The organism is Bacteroidales bacterium, assembly GCA_029210725.1.
Lineage (GTDB): Bacteria > Bacteroidota > Bacteroidia > Bacteroidales.
In genome coordinates, this window is sequence record JARGFM010000029.1 from 1 (window position 1) to 21,655 (window position 21,655).

Sequence of the window (21,655 nt, forward strand, 5' to 3'; positions counted from 1 at the left end):
TAAAGGACTGCGCTTTAATTGGAGACAAAGGGTATGTTTCAGAACCCATTCAACAGGATCTGTTTACAACCAGGCAAATCAAATTGTTTACTCCCGTAAAGTCTGGTCAGCATGACAAAGAACGTCTTCCTTTTATATTTATGAAATCACGAAAACGCATTGAAACACTATTCTCCCAACTTTGTGATCAGCTGATGTTGAAGAGAAACTATGCCAAGTCAACAAAAGGCCTTTCAGTACGCATCCTCTGTATAATCACTGCTGTAACATTGTTACAGTATATCAATTATAAGAACGAGAAACCGTTGAACCACTTAAAATATGCGTTGGCTTCTTAATAGCACAACGGGTAGATACAATATTAATGTTACAGCTCCCTATCCGCCGGGAAAGGGTGTGCCATCAGAAGTAATAACGAATACCTGTACCTCCGCCATAATAGAAATCGGTAGCAGGTAGCAGACTCAATCCGGGAGTAAGCTCTGCAAAGATTTCCAGCGGGGCCGTTTCAAAATGATAGGCAAGCCCGAATGGGATCCGTGCACCCAGACCCGGGTTTGAAGAAAGATTTATAAAAGCGCCCAGACCAAAGTAGAAAGGCAGGCGGCCTTCGCTAACCTCAATCAGTTCAAAATTGTGGACCAGGAAGTCGGCATGCAAATGAAGAAAACCGCTACCGATAAATGACCAGGCCAGGGCAGCGTCAAAGGCTGTTTTATGACTCGTCCACACCTTGGCACTCAGTCCGGTTGGTTCTCCGAAAACCACACCAAGTCCAAATCCTTCATCCTGTGCAAAGAGCCCTGCTGCGAGAAGGGCAAGGATGGAAAATAGCAATAATTTTTTTTTCATATCAAGCTTGATCAGTTAGGTCCAGGGGGTAAAATTAGTACTAATCATCCTGAAATTTCTATTATAATAACGGAGAAACAATATAATTGTTATGTATGCGGCAGTGCTACCAGGTCCTGTCTTTCAGATAGTTTTCCAGATCCGCTTTTGACATGGGAAGCTCTTCCGGATTATTCTCGACCCATTTCAGGAAGGCGCTTTTAATCTCTTCACTCCACCGGCCGTCAATTTCTCCGGGTGTATAGATCCCCGTCTTCAGCATTTCATGTCCGAACAAATCCCGGAGCATGATGAATTCGGCTTGTTCGACCACCTCTCCCGCCAGATGGGCAGGTATAAAAAGGACCCCTGTTTTTTTCGCCAGAACCACGTCTCCGGGGAATACCGAGGCTCTCCCTATCCGGACGGGGACATTGATGCCCATGAGCATGCTTTCCATCAGATAGGAGGGATCAAAGCCCCTGACAAAGGCGTTGAATCCCCGGATTTCGGCCAGTCCTTCCAGGTCTCGCGATCCTCCGTCAAAAACCACCCCGTTGCCTGAATTGGAAAATATGGCATTTCCCAGGTTATCGCCGATCAGGGTGCCGTCCACCACCTTTCCGAATCCATCGGCTACATACACATCGCCTTGCTGAAGCACATCAATGGGCCAGGAATTCATGGCTCCCACCCGGCCTTGCTGATGACCTTTTTTTGTCAGGCGATCCATCACTTCAGGCCGCTCCGGCATATAGCGGGCTGTCAGCGCTCTTCCCACCAGGGCTTCATCTTCATGTAAAATCGTCCATCCGCTTTCAAACTGATTGTGGTATCCTTTGGAGCGGAGCACGCCCCAGGCCTCTTCAACAGAGACTTTTTTCATTCTCTCCAGAATCTCCGCAGGCACTTTGGGCCTGCCGTCATCGAAGCGCTCACCGCTCCATTCGCTGGTATAATAAATCAGTTCCTCTGCGGTATTGAAAAACTGGGCACCTGCATTGGTACTTAGTGCCAGGAGACAGGCTGCTGTAAGGATCAGGGTTGTTTTCATGGTTAAATAATTAAAAGGTTCTTGACTTACTTGGTTTGTTTGCTCCATGTGGTCTTTTTTCATAGCGGTCAGGACGGCCCGGCAACCGGTTCCCGCGTCTCCGATTTCCGTCGCCACCAGGTAGCCAGGGAACTGCCGGTAATGTTCATCATGGGCCCGAAAACTGCCGGAGCCAGGCCAATGGTGGCTACTCTTCCCATCTCCAGCGCGATTCCGGAGGCCAATCCCCCGTTCTGCATGCCCACTTCAAGGGCAATGGTCCGGCATGATTTTTCATCCATGCGGGCCAGTTTACATATCCAGTAACCCAGGAAGTAACCGGCAGAATTGTGCAGCAGGCAGGCCAGGATCAGCAAAAGTCCGATCTCCATCAGGCTGTCGCGTCCGGCAGCGGTGATGACTACGATAATGATCCCGATGCCTGCCATGGATAAAAAGGCCATGAGTTTATCGAGGGCAAGCCGGTTGCCCCGGGCAGCCTTTTTAAACAGTAGCGCGGCCACCACGGGTAGGATAAGAAACCAGAGAAGATCCTTTCCGAACTGGAGGAAAGCTGCCCCGGTTGCCAGGTCGGAAGTCAGGAAAAGGATCAGATTCTTTCCGGCAATGATCAGCAGATAAACTGCGCCCTGGATCATTCTGCTTTTTACCCGCTCTTTTCCGTAGGCTACGGCATTGAACATCAGTCCGCCCACGATGGGAAGTATGACAATATTGATAATACTAAGCATCATCCCCCAGAAATCGATGGGCACAAATTGTCCGGCTAGCAGTTTCATCAGAGAGGGTGTGATCAGTGGCGCCAGCATGGTGGCCACCGCCGTCAGGGTAACAGAGAGAGCAAGGTTGGCTTTGGCAATAAAGGACATCACATTGGAAGCCAGGCCGCTGGGAGAGGAGCCAACCAGGATGATCCCTGCGGCAACCTCGGGCGGGAAGCCGAAGGTAGTGGCAATGGTAAATCCGACGATGGGCATAATGGTGAACTGGCAGGCCAGGCCCAGCAGGACCCCCTTTGGCATCTTTACCACGCCGGCAAAATCCCGGAAGCTCATCTGAGATCCCATTCCAAACATAATGATCTGGAGCAGGGGCACAATGCTTGCTTTTAACTCGAACCGGCCCCATTTGATAAACAGTCCCGGGTAGAACATGGAGATGGAGACTGCCGCAAAGATCATGATGGTATAGGAGAAGCCTTTGGAAAGAGGAAAACCGCGAACGCCAAAGGCCAGCAGTATGAAAAAAGCGATTAAGAATGGCCTGCTGAGAACCCTGCCAGGCGAAAGGATGGTTGCCAGGAACAGCAACAGGAAGAGACCCGACAGGCCCAGTAAGAATTTGTAAATATTTCTTTTCTTCATAGTTTGACGGGGAAGATATAAAGTTATTTAATAATTTGTATGGCTAAACCAACAGAACCTACTATGGAATTGCATAAAAACCGCAGGTCGTTTCTGAAAAAGGCCGGATTAGGCGGATTGGGACTGGCTATGCTTAAACATGCCTCTGCCGGGGAGCAGATTGAATACCTTACTCAGGATGTCAGCCGGTATTCCGCACCCAGCGATCTGAAGATTACGGATATGCGAATTGCTCAGCTTGGCAATGTTCCCATCGTGAAAATTTATACGAACCAGGGCGTGCACGGACTGGGTGATGTGCGTGACGGAGCCGATAAACGATATGCCCTGATGCTGAAGAGCCGTATCCTGGGAGAGAACCCCTGCAACGTGGAGCGGATTTTCAAGATTATCAAACAGTTCGGGGATCATGGAAGACAGGGCGGTGGCGTTTCGGGTGTGGAAATGGCCCTCTGGGATCTCACAGGAAAGGTTTATCATGTCCCCCTTTACCAGTTACTTGGCGGGAAGTACCGCGACAGGGTCAGGATCTACGTGGATACACCGGCCGTAAATGATCCGGAGCAGTTTGCCATAAGGATGAGGGACCGCATCGATCAGGGCTTTACCATTTTGAAGATGGATATCGGTATTGGCCTGATCAGGGAGATTCCCGGGATACTTACCAATACGGAGCCCTGGGGGGATATGCGCGGTTGGGAACAGGAAAAGGGAAGCTACGGGCTGACCATGCATCCTTTCACCAGGGTTCAGATAACCGACAAAGGAATCGCCGAGATGGTGAAATACCTGGCAGCCATGCGGGAGCAGGTGGGCTGGGAAGTTCCCGTAGCCATTGATCACCTGGGACATATGGGGCTGAACAGCATGATCAGGCTCGGAAATGCATTTGAGCCTTACAATATCGCCTGGCTGGAGGACCTGATTCCCTGGCAGTATGTGGATCAGTGGAAAGAGATATCCCGGGCTATCCATGTCCCCACGCTCACCGGGGAAGATATCTATCTGAAGGAGGGCTTCCGGGAGCTGATTGAGAAGCGTGCCGTGGATATGGTGCATCCCGATCCGGTTTCTGCCGGAGGCTACCTGGAAACCAAACGAATTGGAGATTATGCGGAGGAGAAGGGGATCGCCATGGCCCTCCACCACGCCTCCTCCCCGGTCTCTTTTATGGGTTGCGTTCATACAGCAGCGGCCACGGAGAACTTTGTGGCCCTGGAACACCACTCGGTGGATAATCCCTGGTGGGAGAATCTGGTTACCGGTCTGGATAAACCACTGGTGAAAGAAGGTTATGTTTCGGTTCCTGAATCCCCCGGGGTGGGAGTCGAGCTAAATGAAGAGGTGGTAAAAGAACATCTCCGCAAAGGGGAAGAACTGTTTGCTCCCACAGAGGAGTGGGATGCCCGCCGCTCCTGGGACCGGCAATGGAGTTAACTGAGAAATTAAAGATATACCAATGAAGTATTTGATTGTATGGTGTTCGGCTTGCCTCCTGATGGGAAATGTCCATGATAGTTCCCTGAAAAACGAAGGCCTGACTCCCGGTTTTCTTAGCTGTGAATACCTGGAGAATCCATTTGTGGTGGATGTGGCACAACCCCGTCTGGCCTGGATCAATACGGCCCGGGAGGGAGAACGGGGACAGAAACAGACAGCCTGGCAGGTGCGTGTGGCCAGTTCCGTGAAGCTGCTGGAGGAACCCGATCTCTGGGATAGCAAAAAGCAATTGTCCATGCAGTCGGTCAGGGTTAAGTACCAGGGGAAAGAGCTGGAATCCGGGCAGGAGTGTTGGTGGCAGGTGAGGGTCTGGGACCGGAACGATGTTGTTTCTGACTGGAGCGATCCGGGTATGTGGCGCATGGGCTTGCTGAATCCTGACGACTGGAATGCTCAGTGGATCGGGGCCCCCTGGCAGGGTGAGGAGCCCATTGAACGCCCCGGGCAGCCAGACGGAGAGCCTGAAGATATGGGTCCCCCGGCCCCCATGCTCCGGAAAAACTTCGAGGTGGAGAAAAGGGTCGAAAGCGCCGTGGCGTATGTATGCGGACTGGGTTATTTCGAGTTTTTTCTCAATGGGAACAAGGTGGGGCATGATGTGCTGGTCCCTAACCAGACCAATTATGGCTACAGGCCGAAACTGCAGGATGCTCGGATTGCTTTACCGGATTCTTTCTCCGAATACAAAGTGATGTATCTGGCTTACGATGTGAAGGATTATTTGCGAAAGGGGAAGAATACCATTGGCAGCATCGTGGGAAACGGGTTTTACAACCCGGGGAAGTTCTGGACGGAAGGGTACGGCACCCCCAGGTTCCTTTGTCAGCTGCATATTACCTATACCGATGGTACGGAAAAACTGGTACTAAGTGACAGCAGCTGGACCGCTTCAAAGAGTCCCATCCTGTTGAATATGGTATACTATGGAGAAATCTATGATGCTCGGGAAGAACAGGCGGGATGGTGCACCCTACAGTTTGACGATTCGCACTGGGAGGCAGCGGCCGTGCGGCGGCCTCCGGAAGGAAGGCTGGTGGCTCATACGGCCCATCCCGACCAGGTCACGGAAAGGCTGGCCCCGGTCTCCGTGGAGAAGCTGGGTGAGGGGCACTATTTCGTGGATTTCGGAGTAGAGATTTCAGGATGGGTCAGGCTCATCGATGTGAAAGCTCCCATCGGGCATCAGGTGGAAATCATTCCGAAAGCCAACCTCTATTCGGGAAAAAACACCTATATCTTTGGTGAAGACGGGCTCAAAACCTATGCTCCTCGCTTTAACTGGTTTGTTTTCAGTGGGTTGGAAATAAAAAACTGGCCGGGAGAGTTAAAACCGGAACAGCTGGTCGCGGAAGCGGTAAATACTTACATTGAACCTTCGGCCACATTTGAAAGCTCCAACGGACTTTTTAATGAAATCAACCGGATCTGGCGAAGTAGCCAGCTTGATAATATGCACGGGGGAATCGCCAGCGATTGTCCCCACCGCGAACGATCCGGATATACGGGTGATGGTCAGATTGCCTGCAATACGGTGCTGCACAATTTTGACGCGAGGAATTTTTACCAGAAATGGATCACAGATATGCGGGATGCACAAATCCCGGAGAGTGGTTATGTCCCCAACGGAGCCCCCTGGCAGCCGGGATGCGGGGGAGGACCTGCCTGGGGTGCGGCTATTTGTGTGATGCCCTGGGAATACTACGTGCAATATGGTTCCCGGGATATGCTGGAAGATAATTATCAGGCCATGAAGGGCTACCTGAGGTATCTTCTTAGCTGGACAGGAGAGGATGGGATCATGCATTCCAGGCGCACAGGCAACGATGGCTCGATTATAAAGTGGTACAACCTGGGCGAATGGCTTCCCCCGGGCGAGCTTATTCCTGATGAAATGGTGCATACTTTTGTGCTCTGGTACTGTGCCCACCTCACTTCAAAGACTGCAGGGGTGCTGGGCATGCTGGATGAGGCTGAGCTGTATCAGCAACTCGCAGAACGGACCAGAGAAGCATTTCAAAAACGCTTTTATAAGGAAAACGAGGGATCCTATGGCGATGCCGGCGGAAATATTCTCGCTCTGAAAATGGAAGTTCCGGAGGAGCAGTATGCACAGGTGCTTGCTGCACTGAAGGCAGGGATCCTCAAGAACGGGGGTCACCTGGATACCGGAATCCTGGGCACCCGCTTTTTTTTCGAGGTGCTGGCCGGTCATGGACTGAATCAGCTTGCCTTTGAGGCCATGAACAAGCGAACGGAACCCTCCTACGGACACTGGATCGAGTTGGGCTCTACGACCACCCGGGAGAACTGGAATGAGGAAGGTTCTCACAATCATCCCATTTTTGGGGGCGGCCTGGTATGGTTTTACCGGAACCTGGCAGGCATGCAGGCCGATCCATCGGAACCGGGCTACCGGCATATTATCTTCAGACCACAACCCGTCAGGGAACTGGAATATGTGAGCTATAAAAACAACACCCCTTATGGCCGGGGAGGGATCACATGGAAAAATGAAGAAAATGCTTTTGTGATGGAGGTGGAAATTCCGGTGGGCTGCCGTGCTACGGTTCATGTGCCGGCTGATGTCTCTTCTGAGATCACAGAGGGAGGCTTAGCCACGGATCAGGCAGAGGGGATTACTTTCAGGGAGTGGAAGGAGGGCTATGCCCTGTTCGAAGCTGAAAGCGGATCATACAGTTTCCGTGTTGCCCATTGAAACATACATACCTCACATTTCGATGGAAATCATTACGGAGCACTTATAATTTTGAGCGATTACCTGGAATGACCTATCAGGGGGCTTAATCCAGTTCCCTGTGCCAGAGGGCGACCCTGACATTCTGACTTTCGCGCAGGTGTTCGGCCAGACGTTCGGCACAGTATACCGAGCGGTGCTGGCCTCCGGTACATCCGTAGCTGACCCGCAGGTGGATGAAGTCCCGGTCTTCGCATTTTTCAACAGACATATCGACCAGTGAAAAAGTAGCACTTAAAAATTCATTTACATCGCTTTGTTGCTCCAGGTATTCGATCACCGGCTTATCCTTGCCGTTGAATTCCCTGAGTTTCCAGATATGGTGCGGATTGGAGATTAACCGGCAGTCGAATACGTAACCTCCGCCATTCCCGTGTGGATCCTCGGGAATCCCGTGTTTGTAACTGAAGCTGTTGATGTTGACGGTCAGGGTGGATTTTCTGCCCCCTTTGTCTTTAAAGCGCTTCAGCTTCGGAGCTTTTAAGAGCTGTTCATATACCTGGAGCAGGGCGGGGATCTCCACGGGCAATTTCACATGGTGAAGGATCCACTTCAGGTCGTTCAGGGCATAGGGAATGCTTTTCAAAAAATGAGTCTTCTTTTCATAGAATCCTCTGAATCCATATGCACCCATGGCCTGCATGATCCTGATCAGGACATAGGCAAAGTAAGACTCCCTGAATTTCTCCGCATTTACCGAAGGATAGTTGGCCAGGCCGGCGATGTAGTGTTCCAGAAGCTCCTCACGGACCGCCGGAGGAATATCAGCTTTGGAGTCATAGAGCAGCGAGGCCACATCGTACTGCAGTGCTCCCTTCCTGCCTCCCTGGTAATCGATAAAATAGGGTTTATCGTGGTGATACATCACGTTGCTGGACTGAAAGTCACGGTAGAGGAAGTAATTGGTATCCTGTTCCAGGAGATAATTAATCAGTGTTCCATAGTCGTTCTCCAGCAACTGTTCATTAAAAGGGATCCCGGCCAGCTTGAGGAAATAGTATTTGAAATAACTGAGGTCCCACTGCATACTCTGCCTGTCGAAACTGGAACGCGGATAGCATACCGAAAAGTCCAGACCCTGTGCACCGGTAATCTGGAATTTTTGAAGTTCTGTTAATACCTCTTTATAAACAGCAAGCAGAGTATCAGGAAAATGACCATTGTCTCTGACCCTGAAGATGTAATCGAAAAGGGTGGTATTCCCCAGATCCTCCTGCAGGTAGGCGTGATTATCCAGATCAATCAGGTAGATCTCGGGAACGGCCAGCCCCAGTGAATGGAAGTGCCTGCTGAATGCAATAAATGCCTCATTCTCCTCCCGGTCCCTGTTGATGGCACCTATGGCGGAGCTTTTTGTTCCCCTGATCCGGTAATACTCCCGGGGGGAGCCTGAAGCAGGTAATTTGGTAATGGAAATAATGCCCTCTCCGCACCACGTGTAAAACAGCTTATTCAACCTCTCAAGTATGGTCTGGCTCATATCCGCATTTTCAGCATTTCGATCTGCAATTCAAAGATATTTAATTCTTGAATGCCGATTCCAGCAGCTTTTGAACAGGTCCGGTAATGGGCAGATGTGTGGCTCCGCAGGACCGGGAGGCCTGCTTACACAGAACAGCATATTCCTCTTTTGTTCCACTCAGAGACGCGGGATCGGTCAGGGCCGCAAGGGCCGCCCTGGCAAGTTGGGAAAGACGCACGGAATGGGGTTCCACCTCCAGCAGCCTTTCATTGTCTTCAAAGGCCGGAGCCAGTTGTTCATGGTTGTCCGACCAGGGTTCCAACATGAGTATTAAGCTGTCACGGGCTGCTTCCTCGCCCGATTCTATCCAGCGATCCACATACAGTCCGAAACGATAGGCCACATAACTTTCCGGCAGGGCCGCATCCACCATTCTGTTCAAAGGTGTTGTGGTGTAGAGCATGGGTTCATACAGTTCAATCCGGGCAAACATCTTGTCTTCCTGCAGAAGGCCGGTCAAGGTCAGTAATGGCTCCAGATATGGTTCTGAAACCATAGCGGCCAGAAGAATGTTCCGATAGCTAAGGTGTTTCATTCCAAGCTTCTCCAGGTAAGTATCCAGGACCATCAGGCGCCGGTACATATCTGCCGCATCCCCGGTCAGTACCGCAGGGCTCCACAGTTTCTCCCCAATGGCTGCCGCCCGTGGCCATATCCTTGATTCAATGCTTAGGCTATCTACCTGTTCGGTCCACATACATGCTTCTCCTCCGATCAGAAATTCTTCCTGAGCAGGAGTCAGAGCTTCAATCTTTTTAAATTCCGGCAAAGGGACTCCTGCAGTCATATCGCTTCCGCCGGAGCGCCGGCCCTGGAGTGCCAGGTTAAATACGGAGATTTTAGAGGAACCGACGATTGAATCGCCATGCAGGGAGATTTCAAATTCCATTTCTCCCATGGGTCCCTCCACCAGAAAGGAGAGATGGTTCCCTTCAGTGGTCACCTCCGTGAAGCCCAGGGGGCTATCCAAAATCTCCACGATTCCTCTCCGGGTTTCTCCTTCGCCAAATATATACAGGGCGCCATCCATAAGCATTTCGCCAATGCTCAGGGTGCAATCCCATCCTTTCCAGTTCAGGGAGTCGATTTTAATATCGACAGCCCCTTGAATTACGCGAGCGCATTCCCCGTAGCTCTGCTGCGGGGTAAGCGAGCACATTTAAAATAAACAATTAATCGATGATTCCTCGCAGCTTGCTGCGAGGAGAATCAATTACAGCTGGATCTACCTGGTAGTGAAAAGAAGCATTTTGTTTATGATCCAGATAATATCCTGCCGAAAGCACAGCTTTATTTCCCAAACGGGCGCTTTCCCATAGCGAATTCTGATCACGCCAGCTTTGAACGGAAATTTCTCCCCGGGGAAGGTCGGGATGCAGGATCTCATCCCATCCCATCATTTTTTTCCATGGGATGCCACGATCTTTTGCAGGCGGATATTGAAATGGGCCTGCAGGGCGTGGGGATCTTTCAGTTCATGCTCCCTCATATATTTCTGTATTTCCGGATTTTCGTTCCACTGGGTGGGAACCACCTCATCCCCGCCAATATGCAGGTACTCCTCCGGAAATAGGCCGGACATCTCGCCAAAGAACTGATCCAGAAACTCATATACCTCATCCCTGGTGGGATCCATGGCCGGTTGAATTCCCAGCATGGCCGAGTCGAGTTCATAGGGTCCGGGGCCACTGGCCAGTTCCGGATGACCCACAAACCAGGCAGCGGTGTGCCCGGGAACATCAAATTCCGGAACCACCCTGATGCCCCTGTCCGCTGCGAATTCAATGATCTCCCGGATATCATCCTGCGTGTAATAGTCCCCGTTGGAACCAAATTCATGCAGTTTCGGGAAGAGTTTTGATTCGACTCTGAATGCCTGGCTCTCGGTCAGATGCCAGTGGAAGACATTCATCTTTAAGGCAGCCATCGCCTCCAGGTTTCGGATTATCACCTCTCTCGGGATCCAGTGCCTGCAGGCATCAATCATCAGGCCCCGCCAGGGGTACCTGGGATGGTCTTCCAGGCGCATGACGGGAATCACCCATTGGCCCTCCTGCTTGACGGCCAGTTGAAGAAGTGATTCCAGGGCATATAAAATGCCGGTCTCTTCCGGAGCCTTCACCACAATCCTGTTTACTGTTACCTGGATGGAATAGGATTCGTCATCATCCAGGGATGGATAGGGTCTTTCATCTCCGCTGCATTGGATGATCAGGCTCTTGTTGCTGCCAGCTCCCAGGTCCATGCCGGTTGCCCCGGATAGTTTTTTATAGAACCTCTGTATGGCGCGCTCAAGCCTGGGGGTAGAAAGTGTTGAAAATTCATGTGTCCAGCCCGGATTCAGAATAAATTCTCCCTTTCCCAGTTTCATTTCTGCAGGAAGGGGCATCAAATGAATGGATGCACGGTCCTCCACGGAGACGGGAGGAGGGGCAGGTTTTAGAAATCCAAACCAGGCAGTGGCCGCGGCCAAAAGCAAAAAAAGAATTATCCAGGCAATAATTTTCAGTACTTTCTTCATCATATTCAGATAGTTGGGATTATTTCACAATGACCTGCCGGAGCGATAAATCATATTGCTGTCCTTCACTGAGAAGGTAGAATTCTCTGCTATCTGCAGGAAGCATGTAGATGGTGTCTCTTTCGGCCGACCAGCGGGTACCGTCGTAGATAGCTACATAGCTGTTTCCAAAAACAGTGAACTGGTCCCCCTCCACAATGATGCCTGTATCCTCATCCAGGCCGATTCCCAGCAATCCAGGATGCTTTTCCAGAATCTCAAACATATCAAACTGGCGGTTCCGGGCAAAGAGGTGCTGATCAATGGCCACATGAGTAATAAAACCCAGGCCTTCTTCATGATCGCCCGTCATGATGGTGTTCTTCCTGGTGTCTCCCCTGGCCAGGTAAGAACCCTGAATGGTGGCTCCGGCAGAGCTTCCTGCGATCACTCCGCCCCGCTCCAGAAGCTTAAAGAAGGCTCTGTGTGTTCTGGTATTCAGATATGAATCTGCATGCCGCCACTGCCGGCCCCCGCTGAACCAAACCCCTGCTGCATGATTGATGGCTTCCACAAAAGCCTTGCTGTTTGCTTCGTTCCGGTCTCTGGTATGCAGGACGCTTACCTCTGTAAATCCTTTCTCGATAAAGATGTTCCGAAAGTTCTCCAGGTCTTTTTCGCTCAGGCTGTCACTGGTAATGGCTGTCGGAATGACCACGACGGGAGCATCGGCTCCCCCGGCCAGCTCCATAAATTTCGTATAGAAAACATCCGAAGCGGCTCCGCCGATAATCAGGAGGGTTCCGTTGGATGGACCGTGACTCTCCGGGTGGCCGGACCTGACTCTTGAGGATGTTGGCTTATCTGACTGGGAATGGCTTTCCACACAAAACACCAGGGCAAGGAGCATGATCAGTGGGAATGAGAATCGCATGAACTTAAGTTTAGATATTTGGTTTTTTTTCAAACTGGAAGGTTTTTCCGTGACCGGAATAAATAGTCCGGGCTCCCTGGCCGGTTACTTTGCACCGGCTCCCCTTTAACAAATCCGGATCCTTTGCATAGATAGGCAATTTTGGACTGAAAACAAACGGTCCCCTGTTTTGGGCCAGGTGTCGTCAATCGGAAATCAGCAGCTGGATGATAAAGTCGTCCGGCTGATAATCGTTACCACTTCCCGACAGGGGAGCAGGTCCATCAGCGCATACCTCTGCCACATACCTGGAACAATGCCAGTTGCGGTTAAGATTTCACATCCGGTATCAGGGAGACCGGCCAACAGGCAAATGAAAAGAGTATTAATTGTTCTTTGTCTCCTCTCTTCATTCAGGAGGGTGAGTGTTGAGGAAAGCTTGCTTGTTAATGGACTATTAACTTCCGGGAGATCCTTTCCCCGCCTTCAAAGAAGACCTGAACCAGGTAAAGACCGGGAGTAAACGCGGATATATCTAATCCGGTGCTGAAAGCACTCATATCCTTTTTCAGCTCCACCGCTGCACCTGACATCGGAAGAATCTCGATTTTGCTGATGGCTCGGTTTGATTCAATGTAGACCAGTTCGTATGCCGGGTTTGGGAAGAGCCTCAGGTGTATCTCCTCCCGGCCCGGATTGGCAAGGGGTCCGCCGGCATCACCGGGCATGTTTGCATCCAGCCAGTTCAGGCGCCTTTCAATCCAATTCTTTAATTTTCCGATTTCGGAATAAAAAGTAGTGGGAATATACCCTACTTCGGGAGCGCCCACATTTTCACCCAGGATATCCCACCGGGTATAATGTCGCCTCTGGGCTTCGCTGAGGTAGTTTGTTACCGAATCAATATAGGAAAAGATATTTTCTGTGGATAACACCGATTCCCTGAGGGATTCATATCTGTGCCTGATATTGTTGGCAAAATGTTCATCCTGGAGGAGCCTGCTCATATATACCGGGGGTGTTGGCCAGACATCACAATCATTTACCTGATAGGCCCACCCTGACCCATCTGTATGGGTGAACATATAGCAATCCCAGATATCTTTCCAGGCCCAGTCGTAGTCCCACGGAGGACCAGAATGGATTCCCCCCCCCTTGCTCTCCTTGTCCTTGAACAGATAACGGCTCTTTTTATAGGCATCCACATTTCTGGATACCTCACTCAGAATAAAGTAATCCCTGAAAGAGTTGACATCTATATACGCTTCATACCCGGTTGCGGAATTCTTAAAGCCGGGCCCGTGAAGTACCTCTTCAAAGGAGTTCACAAAATTCCGGAGGTAGTGTTTCTGTTCTTCGGTAATTGCATCCGGTTTGGGGTAGTAGTAGACAAAATGCACCCTGCCCCCGGGTTTGTCAAAAGGCGGGTATGAGCTGAGCCATGAATCTTCTGAGGAGTAGTAATCGGTTTTGAAAATATATCCTCCGGTGACAGGGTCTCCGCTGTTTTCTGTTTCCAGGAGCCTGGCGATATCCACACGGTTCCTGTCCCTCTTGATCTTTTCCGTCAGTACATAGCCCCCTTCATAGCTGTTGTTAATAACGACTTCGCAATGGCGGGTGCGGGGTGCATAATGCCCCATGCTTCGGAACAGTTCTCCGGCCAGAGCATTCCGGAGGAAGGATTTGTCATTGTAGTTGGCCAGCAGGATCCAATCGTTTTCCTCGGGCAGGCCCAGTAAGGAAACATTCAGGTTTTCAGAGGCTTCATTTCGTGTTTCAAAACCGTAGGGTTTTTGAGGGAGCGTGGCAGAATAGGCTCCCCGGATTTCTATCCCCGCGTTTCCATCATAGACATTTCCTGAATCGGAAGCATAATTGAGCTGGCCCGGGCCATTATCAATGACCTTCAAATGAGCTTTTATCTTGGGTTCATCGGGGATTGGGAATCCGCCGTTTGTTTCCACAACAACAACCGGAATATCCATGCCCTCCTGGGCAAGACCGGCATTCAGCAGAATAAACACCAGAAGGATAAGAAAACCTGCTTTCATGGTAGGCTAATGTAGCCAATTTATATGTGAATAAAAGGGAGGGAGGGTCATGCGTTCTGCAGGCGGAGGATCGAGAACAAAAGCTGATAAAATCAGGACCTTACCTTATTTTGAGCCAGGAGTCCGCTGAGGAGCAGCAGCGTTGAGATCGCGAAAAGGGAAATCCCCACCCCAAAATGGTCGGCGGCCCATCCGAGAACCAGAGCAAGAATGGTGGTCAGAATGGTCCGTAAGAGCGACTGGGCTGAGATTACGGAGGTGAGAATCTCCCGGGGGACCTCATCCGCAATCGCCCCCGTTAAAAGTGGTTTCCGGATATTTTCCATTATATAGATCCCGGTGAAGAAGAGCAGGGAAAGGATCCAGAATTCCTTTTTAAAAGCCATGCCGCTTACAGCCCCTGCAAGAAACCCAGCCATCAGCGTCAGGAACGCCATGTTAAAACGGCTTCTTTGGGCAAGGAACCAGGAATATTTTGAGGCGGTTGAGGTGGCCAGGTAGATCAAGAAATAGAGGGCACCGATCAGGAGCCCGCTCTTTTGTTCCACATTCCGGTGTACCAGGATGGGAATCGTGACTGCCAGATTGAACATCACCAGTTGAATGTAATCCTTGACAGAACGAAGATAAGCCGTATGGGCCGCCGAGCTGTATATGATCTTCAGAACCTGCGGCTTTTTTAAGAGTTTCAACAGCATCCGGGTGGCATTCCCGAGGCGGTTGCTTCTTTGGGTAATGGTGGGTTCCAGGGAGCGGTTTAAGGCAGCGGGATAGCTCAGGATCAGGAGGAAATTCAACACATAAGGAGCTGCAGAGTAAAGGAAAACACTTTGATAGGAGCCTCCGGAAAGCACAATAATTCCGGCTATCAGAGCCGATATGGCGGAACCCTTCTGCGACCAGGAGCGGGTATGCCCGTAATAGTCGGCAGAATGCTTTTCCATATGAATTATTTTCAGATAGTCCATGATCATCCCCTTGTGAGTGCCGGAACGAAAGGCCTCAGCCAGGCCAAACAGTATGAAAGCAATCAGGAAGAACCAGAAATCCTGAAACAAATAAAACAGGACAAATGAACCGATGTACAGGATAAAAGATCCTGCCAGGGCCCTTTTACGGCCAAAGGTATCCGCAATGATCCCTGAAGGAATTTCAAACAGGTTGGTGATTACCTCCCGGACTGCATATAAGAGGCCAATCTGGGTAAAAGAAATTCCTTTCCCCACAAGAAACAGAATAAAGAAGGCATCAAAGAACCTCAGGTTCTTCAGGAATCCATACAGGCAGAACTTGATGTATTGCCTGTCCTTAATGAAGCGCTCCTTTTTGCTCATTCCTTAAAGGTAAGCTCAAAGCCCGGACCTGGTCCTGATTCAGCAGGCGCATCAGGGAATACAGAAAAGGCGGATTCCGGGAATTTCTAGTTGTTTCCCATTTTGGTTTCAATGACCACCACTCCGTTGGATCCACGGGTACCATAGATAGAGGCACTGGCATCCTTAAGAACATTGATGGACCTGATATCGCAGGGATGGATATAGCTGATGTTGGTGGTGACTCCACCATCCACCACATAAAGCGCTTCATTGGACATATTCACCGAGGTTCCGCCCCGGATATATACGGCACCTCCTGTGGCTGTTCGCTGTACCAAAACTCCCGGGAAACGCCCCACCAGCAGATCAAACACATTGGTATAATTGCAGAATTCGTTATTCTCCTGCTCCAGGTTGTTAACCGCGTAATTCAAATCCTGGGAATTGATATAGCCATACCCTGTTGCCAGCTCTCTGTTGGATTTGGTATCAATAAACACCAGGTTTACAAAAAGGGTATCGGTATCTGCTTCCACCTTGCGGATCACGGTTTTAAAGGCTTTTGTCTTGATGATCACTCTGTCTTCTTCCATGCTTACGATGGAAAACATGCCAAGACTGTCTGATTTCACCGAGGCCTTGCTTTTCTTGGTATTTACCTCAATGTTTTGGAGGGGGTATTTATTGAAGGCCGTGATCTTCCCGTACACCACCCTCGTTTGGGCCTGAGTGGAAGCGAAAAACAGGATTAATCCGAGAAAAAGAATGGACCGTTTCTTCATGATATGATATGTTTTTACTGTTAAAATTATTTTTACCTGTCTGCCCCTTAACTCCCCCGGGTGCAGGTGGGGATAAAGGATGGCGAAAGTTAATCAGTTTGTCAGAAAAATACAGGTTTGTCAGGGTTTTTTATATCCCGGTCATTGCAGCTGGCAGGAATTGAACAACACAGGCTGTCAGTCCAGCAGCTCATCCACCGATTTCCGGAGAAAACCACGCGTATAATAATCCTCGTCGACAATTTTGCCATTCCAGGCAACAATATCCAGATCTATGCTGCGGGGACCAAACTTCGGATTCGAACGGTCGCGGCCCATTTCATCCTCAATTCCTTTTAAAAGTTTTCTCAGATGCTCCTGATTTAAATGCGATCTGATTTTAGCGGCCCCATTGGTAAAATCGGGCTGCGTTAATATTCCGACGGGACTGGTTTTTACAAACCGGGATACCTTAATAAGCTCCACCTTTTTTTGCAGGATTTCCAGCATTTTAGCAATGTTTGCCTCCGCATTTATATTAGACCCGATGCCGATGATGACCACATTCATCGCTTTGCCTTCATCTCCATGGAAACAGATTCTGCAAAGCGCAATGCATGCGGTTTATCCACTTCCACGCGTACAGAGATCACCCTTTCATCTTCCATGATCAGATCCAGGATTTTTTTGGTCAGTACTTCAAGCAATTTGAATTTTCCATCCTGGACCAGAGCAATTACTTTTTTTGTAATGGTTTTATAATCAAATATTTCCCTTGGCTCATCTGTTTCCAGTACCGGTTCGGGGATGTCTGTTTCGATTTCCAGATTTATTACCACGTCTTGTTTATTTACCAGTTCCTCGGGATTAAACCCGATATAAGTTCTGATCAGCAAATTCTTCACGCGTATGATTGCCATAATTCTTAAACGTTTGGACCCAGGTTTTCACCACCATCGGCAAAAAGCAATTGCCCGGTTAAAGATTCATTTTGGAGGATATATTCGATACTCTGAATAATGGGATCGACTCCCCCCGATTTTTTCATCGGAATATTTTTAGCCAATCTATACAGGTAGTTCTCGTCTTTGTCCTCAGGGGGCAAAGTGACTCCCGGTGCAATGGCATTCACCCGGATATCCGGAGCAAATTCGAGGGCTGCCATCCTGGTTAACTCCCAGAGGGCCTTTTTTGAAATCGAATAGGCAGCATAATTTGACTTATTTGTTGTAATTCGTGTGTCCACCAAATTGATAATATTTCCGGTTTTACACGCAACAGCAAAGTCCCGGATAAGCACAAATGGCGCTTTCAGATTCACGTTTATCTGCTGTTCCAGTAGCTCCAGGGTGGTTTCTTTCAGGTATCCGGGATTGAATACGGAAGCATTATTTATAAGCAATTGAAAACTACCAAGTTGTGAGAGAATCCCTGGGATAAGCGAAACAACATCATTTGTTTCGGCCAGGTCTGCTCTCACCGGATAAAAGACCTGATTCGGGTATTTCGATTCCAGTAAATGAACAAATTCACCGGCCATCTTCCCGGATGAGTTGTAATGGACAATGACATCCCACCCTTTTTCAGCCAGGTGTTCTGTAATGGATCTGCCGATCCGTTTTGATGCGCCTGTTACAAGTGCGGTTTTTTTCATCCTGGATATTTATATCAAAAATAAGATAAAAGACGGACCCTGGTCCTGGTTCTGTTTTTAGATAAACAGCCGCCCCTGACAAAAAGTTTGCAGAAAAAAACCCGGGTGCAGGAATTTATCTACCGGCAATGCCTTTGATTATTTCTTCTTAACTTTAAACCAATTTGTTCATATGTAGCTTAATGCTTTTAGATGAAAAACGCAACACTTGACTTATCCGGATGGGTGCAGGATTATACCGGAGATCTCTATTCATGGGCTTTGCATAAAGTTTCGGATCCGGAACTGGCCAGGGATATTGTCCAGGATACCTTCCTGGCAGCCGCTGAGAAAATCGGCGGTTTTAAAGAGGAAAGTTCACCCAAGACCTGGCTATTCTCTATTCTGAATCATAAAATCATCGATCACTACAGGAAAAAAGTAAAACAACCAGTCAGGGTCGATAATCAGGTATTTTCCACATTTTTTGATGCAGGGGGAAGCTGGAAAACGGATAAAAGACCGCAGCCATGGGAGGAAGATGCAAATCTGCTGGATGATCATGATTTTCAGGCTGTATTGAAGCATTGCCTGGATGCTTTGCCTGAAAGTTGGAACACTTGTGTCAAATTAAAATTCTTTTCAGAAAAAAAGGGGGAGGAGATTTGTCAGGAATTGAACATATCTCCTACGAATTACTGGCAAATCATACACAGGGCCAAGTTGCATCTGCGGGATTGTATTGAGCAAAAGTGGTTTACTGATTGAAGTTGAACTTATGAAAAAATTGATGAATTTTCTGTTTCTGTCCTGCTATAAAGCAACGGAACTGATTGAGAAGAAGTTGAATTTCAGGCTTTCAATAAAAGAGAAGCTTCAGTTAAAAATGCACAAAATGATGTGCAGTGCATGCTCTCTTTATGAAAAGCAAAGCACTTTCCTGGAAAATGGAATTTCTTTGAGCCCAAAGGAGGAATTTTCCAAAGAAGACATAAAGAAGCTGAAACTGAGAATTTCTGAGAAGCTGTCTGAAATAGGATGATACATTCTCAGGAAATGTCCATTCCCGGGTATCAAATAGGAGATAATCATCTGTCGATCGATAAGTTCAGGGAGATGGACTACCTGGCCGTGGAGCGATATCATTTGCCGGTAGAGCTGATGATGGAGAATGCCGGATTACAACTGGCCAGGCTTGTGGCTCATTTCCTGCCCTCCGGCGGGAAAGTGCTGATAGGAATTGGTCCGGGGAATAATGGAGGTGGAGGGTTGGTGGCGGCCAGGCGCTTATCGGGCTGGGGATTCCAGACCCATCTGGATATCCCTTTAAAAGACATCAATGATTTAACGAAGATTCAGTTGGATCGGGCATTGGCCACCGGTGTCAGTAATCGTCCGGTAAACGATCCCGGCATTTTTGTAGATGCTTATCTGGGATTCTCGCAGCGATTGCCACTTCCGGACGCCATCCGTCAATCTGTGGATATGAGCAAAACACTCATATGTCCCCGGATTTCCCTGGATATTCCAACCGGTTTTGATAAAAGCACCGGAAAAACAGATTTTAATCCCGGAGTTATTCTCACCCTTGCGGCCATGAAAACAGAATTGCTGTCACTGTCCGGCGAATCCGAAATGTATTTAGCCGATCTTGGAATTCCCGAAGTCATATATGGGCACTATGGTATAAAGCAACCCTCGCAGTTCAGGTATGGCGGATTGCTGAAATGCATTTTATAATACCACTCTGCGTATTTGAACTCACAGGCTGCAGAGCCTCTGTCAGCTTTTCAAAAATCCTCTACAAATAGAATCAGGTTTTAATCTGATTGCAAAACTTTTGAGAACATTTTTTCAGTCTCTTTCATATTTATTGCTTACGAAATGAAAAATATACTAAAAGGGAAAAAAGTACTGATCACAGCGGGTCCAACCCGGGAATACCTGGATCCGGTCCGGTTTATTACCAATGAATCGAGTGGAAAAATGGGATATGCAATTGCCAGGGAACTAATTTTCCGGGAAGCAGAAGTCACTTTGGTTTCAGGTCCGGTTTCTGTCAGCGCAGACTCCATCAGGAACCTGATTCGGGTGGTTACGGCGCAAGAAATGCTTGCGGCCTGCAAAGAAAAATTCAATAAGACAGATGTTGCCATTTTTACTGCAGCGGTGGCCGATTACCGTCGAAAGTAAAACACTCAGATAAAATCAAAAAATCGGAACAGCTCACGAATATTGAATTCATAAAAAATCCGGATATCGCTGCGGAATTTGGAAAAATGAAGTCCGGCACACAACTTTCCATCGGTTTTGCCCTGGAAACAAATCGCCTTATTGAAAACGGATCCGTGAAATTACATGGGAAAAATTTTGATGCAATCGTGCTGAACAGCCCCGGGAAGGATGAAGGATTCGGACATGATACCAACCGGATCTCAATTCTCAGGGATGATGGCACTCTAAATCCTTATCCGCTGAGATCCAAGGTTGAACTTGCAACTGATATTGTGAATGAGATTGAGCAGGTTTATTTCAAAAAACACTGTTCCGGGTGTTAACAAGGCTTATATCGACCCGGTCAGTAAATTCAATTCTTATAACATTCTTAAAATCGGAATTAAGTTCAGCCGATGTTGCTTTCAGACAGTGTCAGGTTTCAGACTTTCTTCGACCATAGGTACAAACAAATTAGTCATGAACAAATACCTGCTCATCCTCTTACTTCAAACCTTTATGATTCTGGCCTCAGGTCAGTCCGAAGATGTGAACCAGCTCGATTCCAAAAAGCTGAATTCAATTCTGGAAAATGAACGCGTCACATTAATTGACGTTCGAACCTATTCTGAATTTGCCAATGGCCACATCGAAGCGGCCGGCCAGCTTAATTATTATGCCCTTGATTTCAGAAAGAAATTACTGCTTCTTCCCAAAGATAAACCTGTATATCTCTACTGCAATACCGGATACAGAAGCAAAAAAGCTGCTGAATTCCTGGTCGGGAACGGATATGACCAGGTGTATAACCTGGAGCGGGGCATCATGGAATGGGAGCTTTTCGATCTTGCAGTAGTTGTGGAGGCGGATGCCCGGCCGGATACCAAAGATAAAATGGAACCCGACGAATATTATGCTTTGCTCGATTCGGGAAAGCCTGTCTTGATTGATTTTTATGCTCCCTGGTGCGGTCCCTGCAGGCAAATGATGCCTATGATAGACAGCCTGAAAACGGCCTATGCCGGAAAAATCAATGTCATAAAAATCAATGCAGATGCCAGTAAGAAACTGGTGAAAGAGCTGCAGGTATGGAGTGTGCCACATTTCAGTATGTTTCAGAATGGAACCGAAATATTTTCACATTCCGGAATACTGAAAGAGGAGGATCTGACAGTCTTATTTGACCGTTTATTATAAGTAATGTGAGCATATCAAGTGCTGGTCATGTATTCAATAAT

The 21,655-nt window shown here is 48.6% G+C and carries 21 protein-coding genes and 1 pseudogene; 8 read left to right on the forward strand and 14 right to left on the reverse strand.

Going from position 1 to position 21,655, the window contains the following annotated elements:
- Positions 1 to 338, forward strand: a 338-nt coding sequence (locus P1P86_13585; protein ID MDF1576215.1) for a transposase, incomplete at its 5' end; no start/stop codon positions are given.
- 64 nt (positions 339 to 402) lie between these two features.
- Here P1P86_13585 and P1P86_13590 read toward each other — a convergent pair.
- The 3 genes from P1P86_13590 to P1P86_13600 form a co-directional block, all read right to left on the reverse strand.
- A complete protein-coding gene (locus P1P86_13590; protein ID MDF1576216.1) occupies positions 403 to 852 on the reverse strand; it encodes a hypothetical protein in 450 nt (149 codons plus the stop codon).
- 106 nt (positions 853 to 958) lie between these two features.
- Positions 959 to 1,885, reverse strand: coding sequence for a hypothetical protein (locus tag P1P86_13595; protein MDF1576217.1), 927 nt, complete (start codon positions 1,883 to 1,885; stop codon positions 959 to 961).
- A gap of 68 nt (positions 1,886 to 1,953) precedes the next feature.
- The gene (locus tag P1P86_13600; GenBank protein MDF1576218.1) at positions 1,954 to 3,249 is read right to left on the reverse strand and encodes a bile acid:sodium symporter family protein; all 1,296 of its coding nucleotides are present in this window, start codon (positions 3,247 to 3,249) and stop codon (positions 1,954 to 1,956) included.
- 63 nt (positions 3,250 to 3,312) lie between these two features.
- On the opposite strand from P1P86_13600, the gene P1P86_13605 reads away from it, so the two are divergent.
- Together P1P86_13605 and P1P86_13610 are read left to right on the forward strand one after the other, a co-directional pair.
- Positions 3,313 to 4,686, forward strand: coding sequence for a mandelate racemase/muconate lactonizing enzyme family protein (locus tag P1P86_13605; GenBank protein ID MDF1576219.1), 1,374 nt, complete (start codon positions 3,313 to 3,315; stop codon positions 4,684 to 4,686).
- 22 nt (positions 4,687 to 4,708) lie between these two features.
- The gene (locus P1P86_13610; GenBank protein ID MDF1576220.1) at positions 4,709 to 7,465 is read left to right on the forward strand and encodes an alpha-L-rhamnosidase N-terminal domain-containing protein; all 2,757 of its coding nucleotides are present in this window, start codon (positions 4,709 to 4,711) and stop codon (positions 7,463 to 7,465) included.
- Positions 7,466 to 7,550: 85 nt separating this feature from the next.
- Here the strand turns inward: P1P86_13610 and P1P86_13615 are convergent, their stop codons facing one another.
- The 11 genes from P1P86_13615 to P1P86_13665 all read right to left on the reverse strand — a co-directional run bounded on the left by P1P86_13615 (position 7,551) and on the right by P1P86_13665 (position 18,224).
- Positions 7,551 to 8,984, reverse strand: coding sequence for an RNase adapter RapZ (locus P1P86_13615; protein MDF1576221.1), 1,434 nt, complete (start codon positions 8,982 to 8,984; stop codon positions 7,551 to 7,553).
- 40 nt (positions 8,985 to 9,024) lie between these two features.
- Positions 9,025 to 10,185 (reverse strand): family 20 glycosylhydrolase, encoded by a 1,161-nt coding sequence (locus P1P86_13620; GenBank protein ID MDF1576222.1) that lies wholly within the window; start codon positions 10,183 to 10,185, stop codon positions 9,025 to 9,027.
- A 13-nt stretch (positions 10,186 to 10,198) separates the two neighbouring features.
- Complete coding sequence (locus P1P86_13625) at positions 10,199 to 10,426, reverse strand: hypothetical protein (GenBank protein MDF1576223.1); 228 nt, start codon at positions 10,424 to 10,426, stop codon at positions 10,199 to 10,201.
- Positions 10,423 to 11,550, reverse strand: coding sequence for a family 20 glycosylhydrolase (locus tag P1P86_13630; protein ID MDF1576224.1), 1,128 nt, complete (start codon positions 11,548 to 11,550; stop codon positions 10,423 to 10,425). Before P1P86_13630 ends, P1P86_13625 begins: the two co-directional genes overlap by 4 nt.
- Before the next feature lie 16 nt (positions 11,551 to 11,566).
- Positions 11,567 to 12,460: a cyanophycinase gene (locus P1P86_13635; GenBank protein MDF1576225.1), complete on the reverse strand. Its 894-nt coding sequence runs from the start codon at positions 12,458 to 12,460 to the stop codon at positions 11,567 to 11,569.
- A 425-nt stretch (positions 12,461 to 12,885) separates the two neighbouring features.
- Entirely contained in the window at positions 12,886 to 14,493 is a 1,608-nt protein-coding gene (locus tag P1P86_13640; GenBank protein ID MDF1576226.1) for a CotH kinase family protein, read from the reverse strand.
- A gap of 92 nt (positions 14,494 to 14,585) precedes the next feature.
- Complete coding sequence (locus P1P86_13645) at positions 14,586 to 15,827, reverse strand: MFS transporter (protein ID MDF1576227.1); 1,242 nt, start codon at positions 15,825 to 15,827, stop codon at positions 14,586 to 14,588.
- An 86-nt stretch (positions 15,828 to 15,913) separates the two neighbouring features.
- The gene (locus P1P86_13650) at positions 15,914 to 16,591 is read right to left on the reverse strand and encodes a TonB-dependent receptor plug domain-containing protein (GenBank protein MDF1576228.1); all 678 of its coding nucleotides are present in this window, start codon (positions 16,589 to 16,591) and stop codon (positions 15,914 to 15,916) included.
- 177 nt (positions 16,592 to 16,768) lie between these two features.
- On the reverse strand, positions 16,769 to 17,140 hold the full coding sequence (gene folK / locus P1P86_13655) for a 2-amino-4-hydroxy-6-hydroxymethyldihydropteridine diphosphokinase (protein MDF1576229.1): 372 nt from the start codon (positions 17,138 to 17,140) through the stop codon (positions 16,769 to 16,771).
- The gene (locus P1P86_13660; protein ID MDF1576230.1) at positions 17,137 to 17,490 is read right to left on the reverse strand and encodes a dihydroneopterin aldolase; all 354 of its coding nucleotides are present in this window, start codon (positions 17,488 to 17,490) and stop codon (positions 17,137 to 17,139) included. Before P1P86_13660 ends, folK begins: the two co-directional genes overlap by 4 nt.
- Before the next feature lie 5 nt (positions 17,491 to 17,495).
- On the reverse strand, positions 17,496 to 18,224 hold the full coding sequence (locus tag P1P86_13665) for an SDR family oxidoreductase (GenBank protein ID MDF1576231.1): 729 nt from the start codon (positions 18,222 to 18,224) through the stop codon (positions 17,496 to 17,498).
- A gap of 192 nt (positions 18,225 to 18,416) precedes the next feature.
- Here P1P86_13665 and P1P86_13670 point away from each other — a divergent pair, with 192 nt between their 5' ends.
- The 5 genes and pseudogenes from P1P86_13670 to P1P86_13690 all read left to right on the forward strand — a co-directional run bounded on the left by P1P86_13670 (position 18,417) and on the right by P1P86_13690 (position 21,614).
- Complete coding sequence (locus tag P1P86_13670) at positions 18,417 to 18,971, forward strand: sigma-70 family RNA polymerase sigma factor (protein MDF1576232.1); 555 nt, start codon at positions 18,417 to 18,419, stop codon at positions 18,969 to 18,971.
- Positions 18,972 to 19,241: 270 nt separating this feature from the next.
- The gene (locus P1P86_13675; GenBank protein MDF1576233.1) at positions 19,242 to 19,943 is read left to right on the forward strand and encodes an NAD(P)H-hydrate epimerase; all 702 of its coding nucleotides are present in this window, start codon (positions 19,242 to 19,244) and stop codon (positions 19,941 to 19,943) included.
- 144 nt (positions 19,944 to 20,087) lie between these two features.
- Positions 20,088 to 20,396 (forward strand): phosphopantothenoylcysteine decarboxylase, encoded by a 309-nt coding sequence (locus tag P1P86_13680; protein MDF1576234.1) that lies wholly within the window; start codon positions 20,088 to 20,090, stop codon positions 20,394 to 20,396.
- Positions 20,397 to 20,407: 11 nt separating this feature from the next.
- Positions 20,408 to 20,761, forward strand: a pseudogene (locus P1P86_13685) (phosphopantothenoylcysteine decarboxylase).
- A 136-nt stretch (positions 20,762 to 20,897) separates the two neighbouring features.
- Positions 20,898 to 21,614: a thioredoxin domain-containing protein gene (locus P1P86_13690; protein MDF1576235.1), complete on the forward strand. Its 717-nt coding sequence runs from the start codon at positions 20,898 to 20,900 to the stop codon at positions 21,612 to 21,614.
- The last annotated feature ends 41 nt before the right edge of the window (positions 21,615 to 21,655 follow it).